13 protein-coding genes are annotated in these 15,303 nt (G+C 67.1%); 3 read left to right on the top strand and 10 right to left on the bottom strand.

Going from position 1 to position 15,303, the window contains the following annotated elements:
• Nucleotides 1–24: 24 nt before the first annotated feature.
• The 3 genes from RBB46_RS01250 to RBB46_RS01240 are packed head-to-tail and all read right to left on the bottom strand — an operon-like array spanning nt 25 to nt 3,558.
• Nucleotides 25–813, bottom strand: a complete 789-nt coding sequence (locus RBB46_RS01250) for a ChbG/HpnK family deacetylase (protein WP_306027021.1) — start codon at nt 811–813, stop codon at nt 25–27.
• A 56-nt stretch (nt 814–869) separates the two neighbouring features.
• Nucleotides 870–2,375: a glycosyltransferase family 39 protein gene (locus RBB46_RS01245; RefSeq protein WP_306027334.1), complete on the bottom strand. Its 1,506-nt coding sequence runs from the start codon at nt 2,373–2,375 to the stop codon at nt 870–872.
• 31 nt (nt 2,376–2,406) lie between these two features.
• Nucleotides 2,407–3,558, bottom strand: a complete 1,152-nt coding sequence (locus RBB46_RS01240; RefSeq protein ID WP_306027020.1) for a glycosyltransferase family 2 protein — start codon at nt 3,556–3,558, stop codon at nt 2,407–2,409.
• A gap of 646 nt (nt 3,559–4,204) precedes the next feature.
• Between RBB46_RS01240 and RBB46_RS01235 the strand changes: the two genes are divergently transcribed.
• Nucleotides 4,205–5,638: an amidase gene (locus tag RBB46_RS01235; protein ID WP_306027019.1), complete on the top strand. Its 1,434-nt coding sequence runs from the start codon at nt 4,205–4,207 to the stop codon at nt 5,636–5,638.
• 429 nt (nt 5,639–6,067) lie between these two features.
• On the opposite strand, the gene RBB46_RS01230 is transcribed toward RBB46_RS01235, so the two are convergent.
• The 6 genes from RBB46_RS01230 to RBB46_RS01205 all read right to left on the bottom strand — a co-directional run bounded on the left by RBB46_RS01230 (nt 6,068) and on the right by RBB46_RS01205 (nt 11,831).
• The gene (locus RBB46_RS01230) at nt 6,068–6,937 is read right to left on the bottom strand and encodes an oxaloacetate decarboxylase (RefSeq protein WP_306027018.1); all 870 of its coding nucleotides are present in this window, start codon (nt 6,935–6,937) and stop codon (nt 6,068–6,070) included.
• 110 nt (nt 6,938–7,047) lie between these two features.
• Entirely contained in the window at nt 7,048–8,322 is a 1,275-nt protein-coding gene (locus RBB46_RS01225) for a TRAP transporter large permease (RefSeq protein WP_306027017.1), read from the bottom strand.
• Between the two features lie 6 nt (nt 8,323–8,328).
• Nucleotides 8,329–8,835 (bottom strand): TRAP transporter small permease, encoded by a 507-nt coding sequence (locus RBB46_RS01220; protein WP_306027016.1) that lies wholly within the window; start codon nt 8,833–8,835, stop codon nt 8,329–8,331.
• A gap of 81 nt (nt 8,836–8,916) precedes the next feature.
• Nucleotides 8,917–9,915, bottom strand: a complete 999-nt coding sequence (gene dctP, locus RBB46_RS01215) for a TRAP transporter substrate-binding protein DctP (RefSeq protein WP_306027015.1) — start codon at nt 9,913–9,915, stop codon at nt 8,917–8,919.
• Between the two features lie 326 nt (nt 9,916–10,241).
• Complete coding sequence (locus RBB46_RS01210) at nt 10,242–10,895, bottom strand: DNA-3-methyladenine glycosylase I (RefSeq protein ID WP_306027014.1); 654 nt, start codon at nt 10,893–10,895, stop codon at nt 10,242–10,244.
• 216 nt (nt 10,896–11,111) lie between these two features.
• Complete coding sequence (locus RBB46_RS01205; RefSeq protein ID WP_306027013.1) at nt 11,112–11,831, bottom strand: protein phosphatase CheZ; 720 nt, start codon at nt 11,829–11,831, stop codon at nt 11,112–11,114.
• A 248-nt stretch (nt 11,832–12,079) separates the two neighbouring features.
• On the opposite strand from RBB46_RS01205, the gene RBB46_RS01200 reads away from it, so the two are divergent.
• Both RBB46_RS01200 and RBB46_RS01195 read left to right on the top strand, forming a co-directional pair.
• Nucleotides 12,080–12,814 carry a DUF2927 domain-containing protein gene (locus RBB46_RS01200; RefSeq protein ID WP_306027012.1) on the top strand — a complete coding sequence of 245 codons (735 nt, stop codon included), beginning with the start codon at nt 12,080–12,082 and terminating at the stop codon, nt 12,812–12,814.
• Between the two features lie 237 nt (nt 12,815–13,051).
• On the top strand, nt 13,052–13,789 hold the full coding sequence (locus RBB46_RS01195; protein ID WP_306027011.1) for a L,D-transpeptidase: 738 nt from the start codon (nt 13,052–13,054) through the stop codon (nt 13,787–13,789).
• Nucleotides 13,790–13,959: 170 nt separating this feature from the next.
• On the opposite strand, the gene glcF is transcribed toward RBB46_RS01195, so the two are convergent.
• On the bottom strand, nt 13,960–15,303 hold the full coding sequence (gene glcF, locus RBB46_RS01190; RefSeq protein WP_306027010.1) for a glycolate oxidase subunit GlcF: 1,344 nt from the start codon (nt 15,301–15,303) through the stop codon (nt 13,960–13,962).

Genomic DNA, 15,303 nt, shown 5'->3' with positions numbered 1-15,303 from the left:
AACCTGGCCTGCCGCAGCCGGACGTCAGTAGAGAAAAATGTCCTTTTCCATCAGCAGCAGCGGAAAGGTGCTGCCCCTGAGAAAGGCGTACTGGGCGCTGCGCGTGTCGAGCCGGGCGCGCGGCTCGGCGCGCCGCAACCGGTCGTCGACCTCGCCCGGCTGACAGAAGACCACGGTGCGGTCGGACAGCCCGTCGAGCCGGCGGCGCACATGGTGGACATGGTCCGCCTCCTCGACGGTGGCGGGAAAGGCCGGGCCGCGCTGCAGCACGCGCAGGCCGCATTCGCCGGCCAGACGCGCGAAGCGCCGGGCCGCGCGCGGCTCCAGCTGCGGCATGACCACGCGCGGCGGCCAGCGGCGCAGGCCCGCCTGCTTCAGCACCACACGGGCGAGCGCCGGCACGGCAAGCAGGTCGTCCGTGACATGCAGGAAGTCGGCCGGCCGCTGGTAGAACTCCTCGAAACAGGAGAATTGCGCCTCGACCTCGTCGGCGATCATCTCGTCCGGCAGCAGCCGCAGGGCGCCGCGAAAGCGCCACCAGCGGGCTCTGGGGAAGACGTCGCCGAACTGGCCGCGCCCGCGCACGGAAAGCGGCTGGTGCGGCTGGGTGAGCGCCAGCGTCAGCCCGACCAGGGTGCGATGGCGGACGCTGTCGACCGCATCGCGCAGCGGCAGGTATTCGCGCGACCACAGGTCCGACACGACGAGGCAGCCGACGGCGGAGAGCGCGCCGGCACCGATCAGTTCGCGCAGGGCCCGGTCGACGCCGAAGGCGAGGCCGTAATCGGCGGAGGTCAGCAGGATCCGTTTCATCGCCCGATTCTATGCAGCGTGCCGGCCGGCGGCGCCACCCTCTTTTTTGCGCCGGCTCAGGGGAGTGGATAGACGGGATCGAGCGGGCCTGGCCTGCGCGGGTCCGAGACCGCGTAGACGACGAGCGTCTCGAGCGGCACGCCCTTGACCCGCCGGGTCAGCTCGGCAACGCGCGCGACCTTGGCAAAGCGTGTCGAGAGCGCCGCAAGGCCCGGATCGCGCCGCTCCTCGACGACAAAGAGCGCAGGCTGCGAAAGCACGGCCGGGTCGGGATCGGGTCGCATCGCGTAGCGAATGCGCTCGGTAAGCTGCTCGACCGGCCATTCGCGGTCGAGCTGGAAGGCGAGTTGCGCGCTCAGCCCGTAGCCGTAGGTGGCGATCCAGCGGGCATCGTGCGCGCCCGCCAGCGCGGCGACCTCCTCGCGGATCTCGCCCCAGCCCCGCGTCTGGAAGGTCGGGTCCTTGCGCGCGAAAGCGCCGGTGAGGGGCGTCACCGCATGCCAGTAGACCAGAAGCGACACGGCAAGGCCGAGCACGATGGCAGTCCCGGCAAGCGCGCGCCAGACCCGGGCGGCGAAGGCCGGCGGATCGGCGGCGACGATCGCGGCCATCAGGGCCAGCGCCGGAAACAGCGGCGCCGGCCAGTTGCCCTGGACGCGGGAATGGAGCGAATGGGCGAGCAAGTAAACAAAGAAGGGCAGGCTCGTCCACAGCAGCAGGCCGGCGGCCGGTTCGCCGCGAAAGGCGCCGCGCACCACACGTACAAGGCCGATGCCGGCGAGCAGCGCGATCAGCGGATTGAGCAGGCCGATCACGGCGCCCAGAAATTCCGGCAGGTAGCGCGAGGACCAGCCTTCCGGTACGGCGCGGCCGAACTGCTTGACGAATGAGGCCCACTCGTGGTCGGCGTTCCAGGAAACGACCGGCACGACAAGGGCAAGCGCGATCAGCCCGCCGGCCCAGAGCTGCCAGCTCCGCCACCAGCGCCGGGCCTCCGGCACCAGGACCAGAAAGGCGACGATGCCGGCGCCAAGGAAGAGAACGGAATACTTGGCGTTGAGGCCAAGGCCGGCAAAGAGCCCGATGGCGAGCCACCACCACGGATTGCGACCGCTCGCCAGCTCCGCCAGCGCCCAGACGGCCAGCCCCCAGAACAGCACGGAAGGGGCGTCGGGCGTGGCGATAAGGCTGCCGACGCCGACCAGCAGCGTCGCGTTGAGGAAGAGCACCGCATATCCGGCGACACGCATCCCGTAGAGCAGGAAACCGGTGCGCCAAAGCGCGGCCGAACCCAGGATGCCGGAAAGCACGGCGAGAAGCCGCAGGCCGAGCGCGGTGTCGCCGGCGATCCACTGACCCAGATGGACGAACCAGCCGATCATCGGCGGATGGTCGTAGTAACCGGTCGCCGGATAAAGCCCCCAAAGCCGGTAATAGGCCTCGTCCTCGGCAAGGCCCGACTGCGCCGCGACGACAAGGCGCAGGCCTGTCAGCGCGCAAACGAGCAGGACAAGGAAGGAAGGCCGCAGCCACCAGGGCAGCGGCGCGCGGTCGCGCGGCATGCTCACGATCCGCTCCCCGCGTCTTGCCCGCTCAAGCCTTCCGCCATGTCAGCACCGAGCTTGCCGCGTAGTTCCACACCGCGCCCATCACCGCGCCGGCGGCGCCCGCCAGCCCGATCAGGATGCGTCCGGCGTCTTCCTGGTAGACCAGCGAGGCGACGCCGACATTGGCGATGACGCCGAAACCGCAGACCAGATAGAAGGTCAGCAACCCGCGCAGCGCGGCCAGGCCCCTGAGCCGCCGGTCGCGATAGGTCAGGCGGTTGTTGAGCCAGAAATTGGTGGTCATGGCGACGAAGGTCGCCGCCGTCTGCGCCAGCTGGAAGGACATGCCCTCCAGCTCGATCAGCGCGAACAGCGCCGCCATGTGGACGACGACGCCGGAGGCTCCGACCATCATGAACATGAGGAAGCGCACGGAGACGACGTCGCCGACGAATTTTGACAAGAGAAGCCCCAGGAAATCGAGCGCGACCAGCGTGTCGAGCTTGCTCTGCCCGTGCAGCCTTTCGCGGAAGACGAAGGGAAGCTCGACGATGCGCAGGGAGCCACGCGCGGTCGCGACGATGTCGAGCAGGATCTTGAACCCTTGCGAGGACAGGTTCGGCGCGAGCCGCTCCACCTCGGAGCGGCGGATCATGAAAAAGCCGCTCATGGGGTCGGACAGGGTGACGCCGAGGAACAGCTGGGCGAGCCGGTTGGCAAGGCCGGAGCCGGAGGCACGCACGGCGGAAAGACCCGCGCCGACATCGCCGCCTTCCACGTGGCGGCTTGCCACCGCAAGGTCGGCGGCGCCGTTGGACAGGGCGGCAAGCATCTTCGGCAGCAGGGTCTCGTCATGCTGCAGGTCCGCGTCCATCACCGCGACATAGTCGGCGGAGGAGGCGAGCATGCCCTCGATGCAGGCCCCCGACAGCCCGCGCCGGCCGACACGGCGGATGACGCGCACGCGCGGATCGCGCGCGGCGATGGCGCGGGCGGCTTCCGCCGTTCCGTCGGGGGAATTGTCGTCGACGACGATGGCCTCCCAGGCGATGCCGGCAAGCACGGTGTCGAGCCGGTCGATCAGAACGGGCAGGTTGTCGCGCTCGTTGAAGGTCGGCAGCACGACCGAAAGCCGCGCCGTTGCGGGGCGCGTCGCGCCGTCCGGCTCACTCGTCTGCGATACGCCGTCGACCGGCATGGGAACTCCGAACATTGAGGAACCGAAGGCTTTCGTGAAGCCGCGCGGGGCCGTCGGGCCGGCGGCGGCAGGATCGCGCGGGACCATAGTCCGAACGCCCCCGATTGCAAGCCTGCATGCTGACGCGCCGGCACGAGGGTTAAGCTCGGAGGGGAAATAGAGGGGACGGAGGCAGAGCGACGCGGGGAGAAGCGACAGGATCGCGAGCGGGCGCCGGCCGGTTCGGTCCCCTGACGGCGCAGGGCTCCTCGTCCGCCGCAATCGATGGGCACCAACACGCCGGCCGGCGTTGCCAATGGATCCCTGCCCTCCGCTTCGCTTCGGCTGAGATGACGTTTGCGGGGAGGCTAGTGCAGAAGGTCGACGGCGACCTCGGCAGCATGGAGGGATGACCGCCGAGTGGGAGGCACGCGCCGGCGCGCGCAAACCCTGCGATAATGTTCCCACCCCTTCCCTATCGCCGCCAAATACCTGTTGCCGCTTGCATCTTCCGCGCAAGATGCGCCACTCTCCAAGACAGGAACAGGACGGCGCGCCCAGCGCCGGATCGTCCGCCGGGCGGCATCGGGCCGCCCTTGCCACCGGGCACCCCCTGTCCGGTCGGGGCCGGAGCCCCGGACATTTCGAACAGACGGGAGAGAGACGAATGGCGAATGGCGAGATCACCGGCCTTGGCGCGCGGGCCCTGTCACGGGCGATCCACGAGCGCCAGGTGTCGGCGCGCGAGGTGATGGAGGCGACGCTCGCCCGCATCGCCGAGGTCAACCCGAAGATCAACGCCATCGTTTCGCTGCGCGAGGCGGACGCGCTGCTGGCCGAGGCGGATGCGGCCGACGCCGAGCTCGCGGCCGGCCGCTCGCGCGGCGCCTTCCACGGCATTCCGCAGGCGATCAAGGATCTCGCCATGACCGCCGGCCTGCCCACCACGATGGGCTCGCCTGTCTTTGCCCGCCAGGTGCCGGAAGAGGACAGCATCCATGTCGCCCGGGTGCGGGCGGCCGGCGCCATCATCATCGGCAAGACCAATGTGCCGGAATTCGGCCTTGGCTCGCATACCTACAACCCGCTTTTCGGGCCGACGCTCAACCCCTATGACCCGGCGAAGAGCGCCGGCGGATCGAGCGGCGGTGCGGCGGCGGCACTTGCCACCCGCATGCTTTGCGTCGCCGATGGCAGCGACATGATGGGTTCGCTGCGCAACCCCGCCGCCTTCTGCAATGTCATGGGTCTTCGTCCCAGCTATGGCCGGGTTCCCGCTGGTCCCGCGCCGGAGGTCTTCTTCGACACGATGGCGACCGACGGGCCGATGGCGCGCAGCGCCGACGATCTGGCGCTGCTTCTTTCCGTGCAGGCCGGTTACGATCCGCGCGCGCCGCAATCGCTTGCCGGCGACGGATCTGAATTCGCGCCCGAGCTTGCCGACGATGTCGCCGGCACGCGCATCGGCTGGCTCGGCGATCTCGGCGGCCACCTGCCGACCGAACCGGGCATCCTCGACCTCACACGCGCCAGCCTCGACGCCTTCGCCGGGCGCGGCTGCGCGGTCGAGGAGGCGGAGCTTGCCTTTGAACCCGAACGCGTCTTCCAGGCCTGGATCGACCTTCGGAGCTGGCGGGTTGCCGGGAAGCTCGGCCCGCTCTTTGAATCGGCCGCCACCCGCGACAAGCTGAAGCCGGCGGCGATCTGGGAGATCGAGCGCGGGCGGGCCTTGCCGCTTGCCCGCATCGAGGAGGCAAGCGCGGTGCGCAGCGCGTTTTACCGGGCGATGCTGCGCCTATTCGACCGCGTCGATGCGCTGGTCATGCCGAGCGCCCAGATCTTCCCCTTCGACGTCACGCTGGACTGGCCGGCGGAAGTGGCCGGTCGGCCGATGGACACCTATCACCGCTGGATGGAGACCGTCGTCCCCGCAAGTCTGCTTGGCCTGCCCGCCATCGCCCTGCCGGCCGGTTTTTCGCCCAGTGGTCTTCCGGCCGGCTTCCAGGTCATCGGCCGGCCGCGCGACGATCTCGGCGTGCTGCGCCTCGCCAAGACCTATGAGCGGGCGACGGACTGGCTCGCCCGCGCGCCGGAGCTTTGAGGGACAGGTGAACGCCCCCCGCACGTCCTCGGGAGATCCCCTGAAGAGCAAAGGAGACCGCTCCGGGGGAGGAGCGATCTCCTTGACGGGCGGCCGATCGGGGTGGACCTCCCGCAGAACCGGCGGCGGTGTTCGACGGCGGATCGGGAACGGCCGTCGCGCCGCCTGTTCCGTTCGGGTCTACGCGGCACGCCCCTGGTCCGGATCACAGAGGCCGGTCCGGGAGCCTCGGATGCTGCGCAGGACGACAAAAGATTGCGACATTTTCGAAAAATTTCGCGCAGAAATCTGCAAAGAATTGTTCGAACTTGCCAAAGTTGCACAAAGACGGAGAGATCGGCCCGGCAGCGTCCGGACGCGGCCAGGCATTCCCCTGTCCCCGCCCGGCCCCGTGCACAGGCGGGGTGAACATGCGCCAAACCGGATCGCTCAGTCGCGGCGGTCGGCGTAGGTCGCTTCTTCCTCGTAATAGGCATCGAAACCGACCGCCTTGCGCAGATCGGCGAAGTCGAGCAGCGCGGCATCCGGATGGCCGCCCGCCTTCATCACCGCAAGCGCCTCCTGCATGGCGCGGGTCATCGCCGACAGCAGCGTCAGGGGATAGGCGGCAAGGCGGTAGCCGATGCGCTGAAGCTCGGCATGCGGCAGCATCGGCGTCGCGCCGCCCTCGACCAGGTTCGCCATGTGGACGCCCGGCACTTCGCGGCAGATTGTCTCCATCTCTTCAACGCTTTGCGGCGCCTCGACAAAAAGCATGTCGGCACCCGCATCGCGAAACGCGCGCGCCCGCTCCAGCGCTTCGTCGATCCCGTGGCCATGACGGGCATCGGTGCGGGCGAGGATAAGGATGTCGGCCCCCTCCTCGCGCGCGTCGACCGCCGCCTTGATGCGGTTGACGGCCTCGACCCGGTCGACCACCAGCTTGCCCTTGGTGTGGCCGCAACGCTTCGGCGCGACCTGGTCCTCGATCATGACCGCGGCCATGCCGGCCTGCGCGTATCCCTTCACGGTGCGCTTGACGTTGAGCGCGTTGCCGTAGCCGGTGTCGCCGTCGCCGATCACCAGCGCCCGCGTCGCGGCGGCGACGTTGCGGGCCGTGTCGGCCATCTCGCCATAGGAGATGAGACCCGTGTCGGGCTGGCCGATGCGGGTGGCGGAAACCGCGAAACCCGACATGAAGGTCACGTCGAAACCGGCATCGCCGATCAGACGGGCCGAGAGACCGTCGAAACAGCAGGGCATGACGGTGAAAGGGGTGGCGGCGAGATGGGCGCGCAGCCTTGCGGCGGGTGAGGACATTGTTTCCTGCCTTTGTTCTGCCTTGTGGCCGGCCTCGCGAACGCGGCCGGCAAGATCTTGTTTTCAAAGGACCGGGCGCCCCCGGCGATGGGCCGGAGGCTCGCCGGTCGCTACAGCTTGAAGGGGATATAGAGCACCAGGTCGGTCCACCAGAAGATCAGCAGGACACTGGCCAGCATGATGAAGAGGAACGGCCAGACGCCGGTCGAGACCTCGCCCATCGTCGCCTTTCCGACCGCCTGTATGACATAGAGGTTCAATCCCACGGGCGGCGTGATCAGGGCGCACTCGACCATGATGACGAAGAAGACGCCGAACCAGATCGGGTCGATCCCGAGCGCGAACAGGGCACCGGAAAGCACCGGGACCATGATCAGCATCATGGAGAGCGCCTCCAGGAACAGTCCCATCACCAGAAGCACCAGCGCCACGACGAGGATGAACATGCCGGCGGTGGAGATATGCTCGGACAGGAACAGGGAAATGTCCTGCGGGATCCGGTAGAGCGTGATCGCCTTGCCGAACACCTTGGCACCGCACACGATCAGCAGGATCGCCACCGTGGTGGTCATGGACTCGGCCACCGCATCGCGCAGCTTCGGCCAGTCGAGCGTTCTCAGGATGAGGCCGACGACGATCAGCGAACCGAGGAAACCGACGGCGGCGGCCTCGGTCGGCGTGAAGATGCCGGCATAGATGCCGACGATGACAAGCGCGGCGAGCAGGACCGTCGGGAGCGCCCGGATCGCGGTCACCCGGCGCTCGGTCCAGGTTGCCTTGGGGCTTGGCTGATAGTCGGCGGCGAAGCTTGCGTAAAGCACCGACCAGGCGATGAAAAGCGCCATCAGCATGAGGCCCGGGCCGATGCCGGCAAGGAACAGCGCGATGATCGATTCCTCGGTGATGACGCCATAGACGATCATCGGGATCGAGGGAGGGATAAGGATGCCGAGCGTCCCGCCGGCGGCAAGCAGGCCGAGCACGAAGCGGCGGGGATAGCCGCGCGCCGTCATCTCGGGAATCGCTACCGTGCCGATGGTCGCGGCGGTGGCGACGGAGGATCCGGAGATCGCCGCGAAGATGCCGCAGGACAGGATGGTGGCGATGGCAAGTCCGCCCGGCCAGTGACCGACCCAGGCCTGCACGGCGGCGAACAGATCGCGCCCGACACCACCCTTGAGTAGCACGTTGGACATCAGCAGGAACAGCGGCACGGCGATCAGCACGAAACTGTCCGCGGCCGAAAGCAGCCCCTGCGGCACCATCAGCGGCGACAACCCGCCGAAATAGAGCAAGCCAAGACCAAGCCCGGCAAGCGTGAAGGCAACCGGGATGCCGGCCAGGAGCAGGGCGAAAAGCGCCAGCAAAATCAATATGGTGGTCATATCACCTCAATGCTCCAGCGGCGCGCGCGGCGTGTCATCGGGTCCGTTCAGCGCCACCCGCAGCGCCTCGACGAGCGCTTGCAGGGCAAGCAGGGCGAAACAGGCGGGGAGCGAGGCCTGCGCCCACCAGGCCGGCAGGTCGAGCATCGAACCGGTGGTCCGCCCGCGGGTCAGGGAATCGCCCGCGATGCCGCCGCCATAGATGACGATGAAGAGGGCCAACGCCGCCACGAAGAGCAGCGCGAAAACCTCCTGCGCCTGGCGCAGGCGTGGCGGCAGGTGGTCGGTGACAAGGGTGATCACGATGTGCTGGCGCCGATGTACCAGGATCGCGGCGCCGCCGAATGTCGCCCAGACCAGGAACATGCGTGACAGCTCTTCCGCCCAGATCGTGGGAGCGATGAAGACATATCGCATGATGACCTCGTAGCAGAGCATCAAGGCGATCGCGAAATAGGCCCAGCCGGCGACGGTCCCGGTGAAGCGGGACACGCGGTCGATCATACGCAGCATCGGCGTCATCCGTGCATGTTGACTAACAGGAGAAACCGGGGCGACGGCTGCCGCCCCGGTGGAATGCGGAAAGACGCGTGCTCAGTTGCCGAGCGCGCGGGCGGCGGCCAGCACCTTGGCCCCCAGATCGCCGGAATCGGCGAGGAACTGGTCATAGACCGGTTGCGCGGCTTCCATCCATGCGGCCACTTCCGCGTCGCTGAGCTCATAGACGGTCATGCCGTTTTCGCGGGCCGCTTCATAGGCTGCGGTCTCGATACCGGTCATGCGATCACGCACGTCGTTCTCGGCGAAAACGGCGGCTTCCGTGATCCACGCGCGCTTCTGGTCGGACAGGCCCTGCCAGAACTGCTCGTTGACGACGACGATGAACTCGATGTCGGCGTTGTTGGTCACGGTGATCGTGTCCATCACCTCCCACAGGCGGCGGCTTTTGACGCCGGAGACGCCGGTCATGCCGACATCCACGGTGCCACGCTGGTAGGCGATGTACTGCTCGGAGCCGGAGACCAGCGTCGGCGCGCCGCCAGCAGCCTTGATCCATTCGCCGAGCGTCTTGCCGAAGACGCGGACCTTCTTGCCGACGACATCGGCCGGGGTCTTGATCGGACCGCCATTGGACAGCAGCACCGAGCCGCCATAGGCCTGCCACCAGACAACGCGCGCGCCGGTCTCCAGGATCGCGTCGTCAAGCGGCCCGCGCACCGGGCTGCCCGGAGCCACGGCCTTGCGCACCAGCTCCTCGCTGTTCAGCAGGAAGGGCATGTAGAAAACGTCCACCGCCGGCACGTCGCCGACATAGCGGGTGAGCGAGGCAACGCCCATCTCGATGGACCCGGAGCCGACAGCCTGCGGCACCTCGTTGTCCTTGTAGAGCTGTGCCGAATCGTAGATCTCGACGGCGATCTCGCCTTTGGAGATTTCCTCGACCTTCTGCTTGAAGAGCGACAGGTTCTCGCCGAGATGGCTCTTGAGCGGCAGCTGCAGGGTGATGCGCAGCGTCGTCGTCTCGGCCCAGGCCGCCGACACGGTCAATGCGAGGCCGGCGGCGAGGCCGACGGCGAAACGAGCGAGTTTCATAACATTCCTCCCTTCGGGCGCCCAAAATGCGCACCCGGACGCGGCACCTTGTGGCAGCCGCTGTTTTACGTTCAGGCGCGCGGAATCCGGCGCGTGCCGCCCTCCCCGCCCCGTTTCGGTCCCAGGACCCTAGGCCGCATGAGTAACCTCATACCGGTCGCCGATCCTACACGATTTGCCGGGCCCGAGCACAATTTCGAACTGCGTCCACAACAACTGGCGCGCGCCGCGCCTCCAGCCGCGAAAACTCGGCAAATACAACGATAGCTAAGCGCATGCATCGCTTCCGCGCAACTACGGAAATCGACTGAATACAATCGCTGGTTTTATTTTGGGCGGACAAATTCCGAGCGTTGTTGCTCCGCCTGCACACGTATGCAGCACCCCTCGAGGTGATCGTTGACAAGGCCCATCGCCTGCATGAACGCATAAACCGTGGTCGGCCCGACGAAACTCCAGCCGCGTTTCTTCAGATCGCGCGACAAAGCCTTGGAGGCCGGCGTCTGGGCAAGCACCGACAAGGAGGCGTGATCGAAGCGCGCAGGCCGCTCGGAAGGATCCGGCTCGAAGCTCCAGAAATAAGCGGCGAGCGATCCTCGCTCGGCAGCGAGATCACAGGCGCGCCGCGCGTTGTTGATGGTCGAGACGATCTTGCCGCGATGGCGCACGATGCCGGCGTCGCCAAGCAGCCGCTCGATATCGGCATCGCCAAACCTTGCCACGGCCTCGGGATCGAAACCGGCGAAGGCCTTGCGGAAGTTCTCGCGCTTGCGCAGGATCGTCAACCAGGAGAGGCCCGACTGGAAACCCTCGAGGCAGATCTTCTCGAACAGGCGCCGGTCGTCGGCAACGGGCCGGCCCCATTCGGTGTCGTGATAATGCAGGTAGTCGGGCTTGTTGCCGTGCCACCAGCACCGCGTGGCACCGTCCTCGCCGACCATCAGCCCCGCCGCCGGATCCCCGTGTTCCTCGCTCAACATCAGCCTCCATGCTCGCCCCGGCCGGCGGCCAGGCGCATTGTTCACTCTTTGTTCGGAATAGCGAATTCGGTGGCCACTGGCAAGCCGGCCCGCAAGGCGCCCGGCAACCGGACACGCGCCATGCCTTGCGAGCAGCGTTCACGAAGGTCGGACCCGGCCGGCTCCCCGGCACGGATGCGCACAAGGAGGGATCGACGGACCGGGGGGGAAAAGCGCTCAGGCGAAGAGCGCGTCGATGTCGTCCTGGCTGGCGACGCCTTCGTCGATGTCGAGAGCCGGTCCGTTGAGAAGTGCGGCATCGCCCTCGCGCTGCGGCCGGCCTTCCGGCTCGATCGCCTTGAACGTCTCGATGCCGCCCCAGATCTCCATCATCTTGATGATGCGGTCCTCGATGAAGCGCAGCGTTCCGATCACCTTGGTGATGCGCTGGCCGGTCAGGTCCTGGAAGTTGCAGGATTCGAAGATCTGAATGACCTTCTCCTGGATGTCGTTGGCAAGCTCGGCATCCTGGCCGGACAGTCGCGCGCTCAGCGTGTTGGCGGTCTCGTCGATGAATTCCGCCGCCGAGAGAATGCCTTCCGTCGCGCCTTCGGTGCCGCTGACGACCGCGTCAAGCTCGTTGGTCACCCGCGTCATGTCCTGGCTCTCGGAGCCGGCCGTGTTGTGCAGGGTCGCGATCTCGCGCTTGGTCTTGGCGATGGCCTCGTAGATCGAGTCGAGCTCGGTCTTCAGCTTCACCGCCTCGCCCAGCTCCTGCTTGAATTTCTCAAGCACCTGGTCGCCGACCTCCTCGGCCGGGCGGATCAACGCCTTGAGCGAGGCGATCTCCGCCATGAGCTCCTGATGCCGATAGTCGGAACCCGCCGCCGAGGGGGAGGTCTTGACGCCCGACTGCTGCAAAAGGCTTTCGGCTCTAAAGGCTCTTCTCGTCGCCATCATGGTCGGCTTCGTCTCCACATCTGGGACCGGGTGCTGTCTCGGGTGCGGGACAATCTATACAAGTCGAGTTTTAAGGAATTGTTCCTACAGCAACTCCTTGGCCGGGCCACGTGCCCGAAAGGCCACGGGTTCCGCCGAAGTGGCGCGCAGGCGTGATTTTGCTTTCCGCGCGGCTCTCCGGTTTTGTATGGTTGCCGCTGGCGGTCGACGCTCACCGTCCCCAAACAGAGAGCCGGAACCCGTTCGTGCGCCGACCGATACCGACATTTGTCGTCCTGATCTTGTGCGTCCTGCTCACCGGAGCCGGCCTGCAGGGCAGCGCGCGCGCGAATCCCTATACGTTCTCCACCGAGGAACTGGTCGACGGGTTCATGAAGACCGTCTTCGGCCTCGAATACCGGTCGTGGAGCTGGCAGCCCTATCTGGTCAAGAAATATGCCGGCCCGGTGCGCTTCTACGTGCACAACATGGCGCGCAAGAACCGCAAGCCGACCGTCTACCGGTTCATCGACCAGATCGGCGCCAGCATTCGCGGGCTGGCGACCGCGATCGTCGCGAGCCCGGCGGACGCGAATTTTCATGTCTATGTGGTCGATCGCAACCAGTATAGCGACATCGTCCGTCGCCACATCTACAAGGACCCGGGAGCCGATGTCCCCGGCCGTTGCCTCGTGCGGGTGGTCTCCGACAGCCGCGGCATTTCCCAGTCGGCGGCGGTGATCGTCTCCGACGAGGGCGACTTCCTGTTCCGTCGATGCCTGGTGGAAGAGCTGCTGCAGGGACTTGGACCGATGAACGACGATCCCTCGCTGTCTCATTCGGTCTTCAACGACCGATCCAGGCACAGCCGCTTCACCTCCTTCGACCGGCTGATCCTGAACATGCTCTATCACCCGCGCATCAAGCCGGGCATGCGCCCCTCGCAGGTCGAGCCGCTGCTGCCCTCGATCGTCCGCGAAGTGCGGCCGCTGGTAAACTGAGGCTTCCGGCCGTTAACCGGCGGGCACCGGCGATTCAGGACTTGTTGACCACGTCCCTCAACGGTGCGCTAACCACGCCGCGCGATTCCTTTCGCACTTGCGTCAAGGTTTACGATTGACTGCCCGCAACCGGATAATCTTTCGACCCATGTGCCGTTGCCACGGTCCGGAACCATCCGGCGCCGTCGGTTCCGGCACATGGACCCGTGTACCGACGAAGAGGTTGCGAGTACGTCGATGCAACGAACATCAAAGCTTCTTGCCGCGCTGGCGTGGATCGGCGCCTGCGCGCTGTCGCCGGCCCAGGCCGATTATCGCAGCGGCGCCAGCGCGCCGCCGCTTCTGCTCAGCCCGGACCTTACCGAACCCTGGGTGCTGCAGTTGCAGCCACACCGGCGCAGCCTGCGCGCGCAGGTGACCAGCCGCCCGGCGGCGCGCGTGCGCCCGCCGGTGCACACGCAGCCGCAGCGGGTGCGCCACATGGGCGTTGCTCCGGCCGCACCGGCACGTCAGCGCCCGCAGCGCACGGTCGATCCCCGTTTCCTGCCGACCACCGTTGCCTATGACGGCAACCACGCGCCGGGAACGATCGTCATCGATACCAACCAGCGCTATCTCTATCTGGTGGAAAAGGGCGGTTTCGCGCGGCGCTACGGCGTCGGCGTCGGGCGGCCCGGCTTCGAATGGGCAGGCACCCACAAGGTGACCCGCAAGTCCGAATGGCCCGACTGGCGGCCGCCGGCGGAAATGCGCCAGCGCCAGCCCAACCTGCCGACCTTCATGCCCGGCGGACCGAAGAACCCGCTTGGCGCGCGCGCCCTCTACCTGGGCTCGACGCTCTACCGCATCCACGGTTCAAACGAACCCTGGACGATCGGCAAGGCCGTCTCCTCGGGTTGCATCCGGATGCGCAACGAGGACGTGATCGACCTTTACCAGCGCGTGCCGGTCGGGGCCAAGGTCCAGGTGATCTAGCGGTTTCGCAGCAGCGGCACTCACCGCAAACGAAGCAAAAGCCCCGCGGTGGCCTCATCGCGGGGCTTTTCATATGTCGTGACGGCCGGCCGGTCGATCCGTGCAAGGCAGGCGTCACTCGGCCAGCGTCACTCGGCCAGCGTCACTCGGCCAGCGTCACTCGGCCAGCGTCACTCGGCCGCCTCCACGACATCCCCGGCCAATGCGGTCTCGCGCAAGGCGAGCGGCACCGGTCCGCCATAGGCCCAATCAAGAAGCTCCGCCGTATGGACGATCGGCAGGCCGGTGCCGCCGCCGATCTGGGTCATGCAGCCGATATTGCCGGTGGCGACGAGGTCGGGCGCCGTCTTCTCGATATTGGCGACCTTGCGGTCGCGCAGGCGGCGGGCGAGATCCGGCTGCAGGATGTTGTAGGTGCCGGCGGAGCCGCAGCACAGATGGCCCTCGGGCACATCTCGCACGGTGAAACCGGCCGCCTTCAAGAGGTCCTTCGGCTGGCGTGTGATCTTCTGGCCGTGCTGCATCGAGCAGGCGGAGTGGTAGGCAACGACAAGCCCGCCCGGCCGTTCCGGCACGCCGAGCTCCAGGGACGGCAGGAACTCGCTGATATCCTTGGCCAGTTCTGATACGCGCGCGGCCTTTTCGGCATAGGCGGGATCGCCGCGCAGCATGAAGCCGTAATCCTTGATCGTGGTGCCGCAACCGGACGCGGTGATCAGGATGGCGTCGAGCCCCTCGCCCTCGATCTCGCGCCACCACGCGTCGACATTGCGCCGCGCATCAGTGAGCGCCCGCTCCTCCTTGCCCATGTGATGGACGAGCGCGCCGCAGCAGCCCTCCCCTTCCGGCAGCACCACCTCGATGCCGGCGCGGGTGAGCAGGCGGATCGCCGCCTCGTTGATTTGCGGCGCCAGCACCGGCTGGGCGCAGCCGGACAGCATGGCGACACGGCCGCGACGCGCCGTTGTCGCCGGGAAACTCCCCGGCCCTTCCATCGCGGAGCGAAGCGGCGCGCGGGCCGGCGCCAGTTCCAGCATGGCGCCAAGCGGCTTCAAAGGACCGCCGAGCGCCTTCAGCAGTCCGGCGAAGGGCCGGGCGAAGAAAGCGGCAACGAGCGACATGCGGAAACGGCCCGGATTGGGCAGCACGAAGGCGAGCAACTCGCGCGTCAGCCGGTCGGCGAGCGGACGCTTGTAGGTCTGCTCGATATGGGCGCGGGCATGGTCGACCAGGTGCATGTAATGGACGCCCGAGGGGCAGGTCGTCATGCAGGAAAGGCAGGACAGGCAGCGGTCGACATGACGCACGGTGCGCGCATCCGCCGGCCGGTCGTTCTCGAGCATCTCCTTGATCAGGTAGATGCGCCCGCGCGGACTGTCGAGCTCGTCGCCCAGCAGCGTGAAGGTCGGGCAGGTGGCCGTGCAGAAGCCGCAATGCACGCATTTGCGCAGGATCTTTTCCGATTCCGCCATGTGCGGATCGGCAAGCTGGTGGATGGAGAAGCTGGTCTGCAT

The sequence above is a fragment of the Stappia sp. MMSF_3263 genome, from assembly GCF_030733745.1.
In the GTDB taxonomy this organism is placed as follows: domain Bacteria; phylum Pseudomonadota; class Alphaproteobacteria; order Rhizobiales; family Stappiaceae; genus Stappia.
Note: the sequence above shows the minus strand (reverse complement) of the source record. Positions and strands in the feature narration are given on the sequence as shown.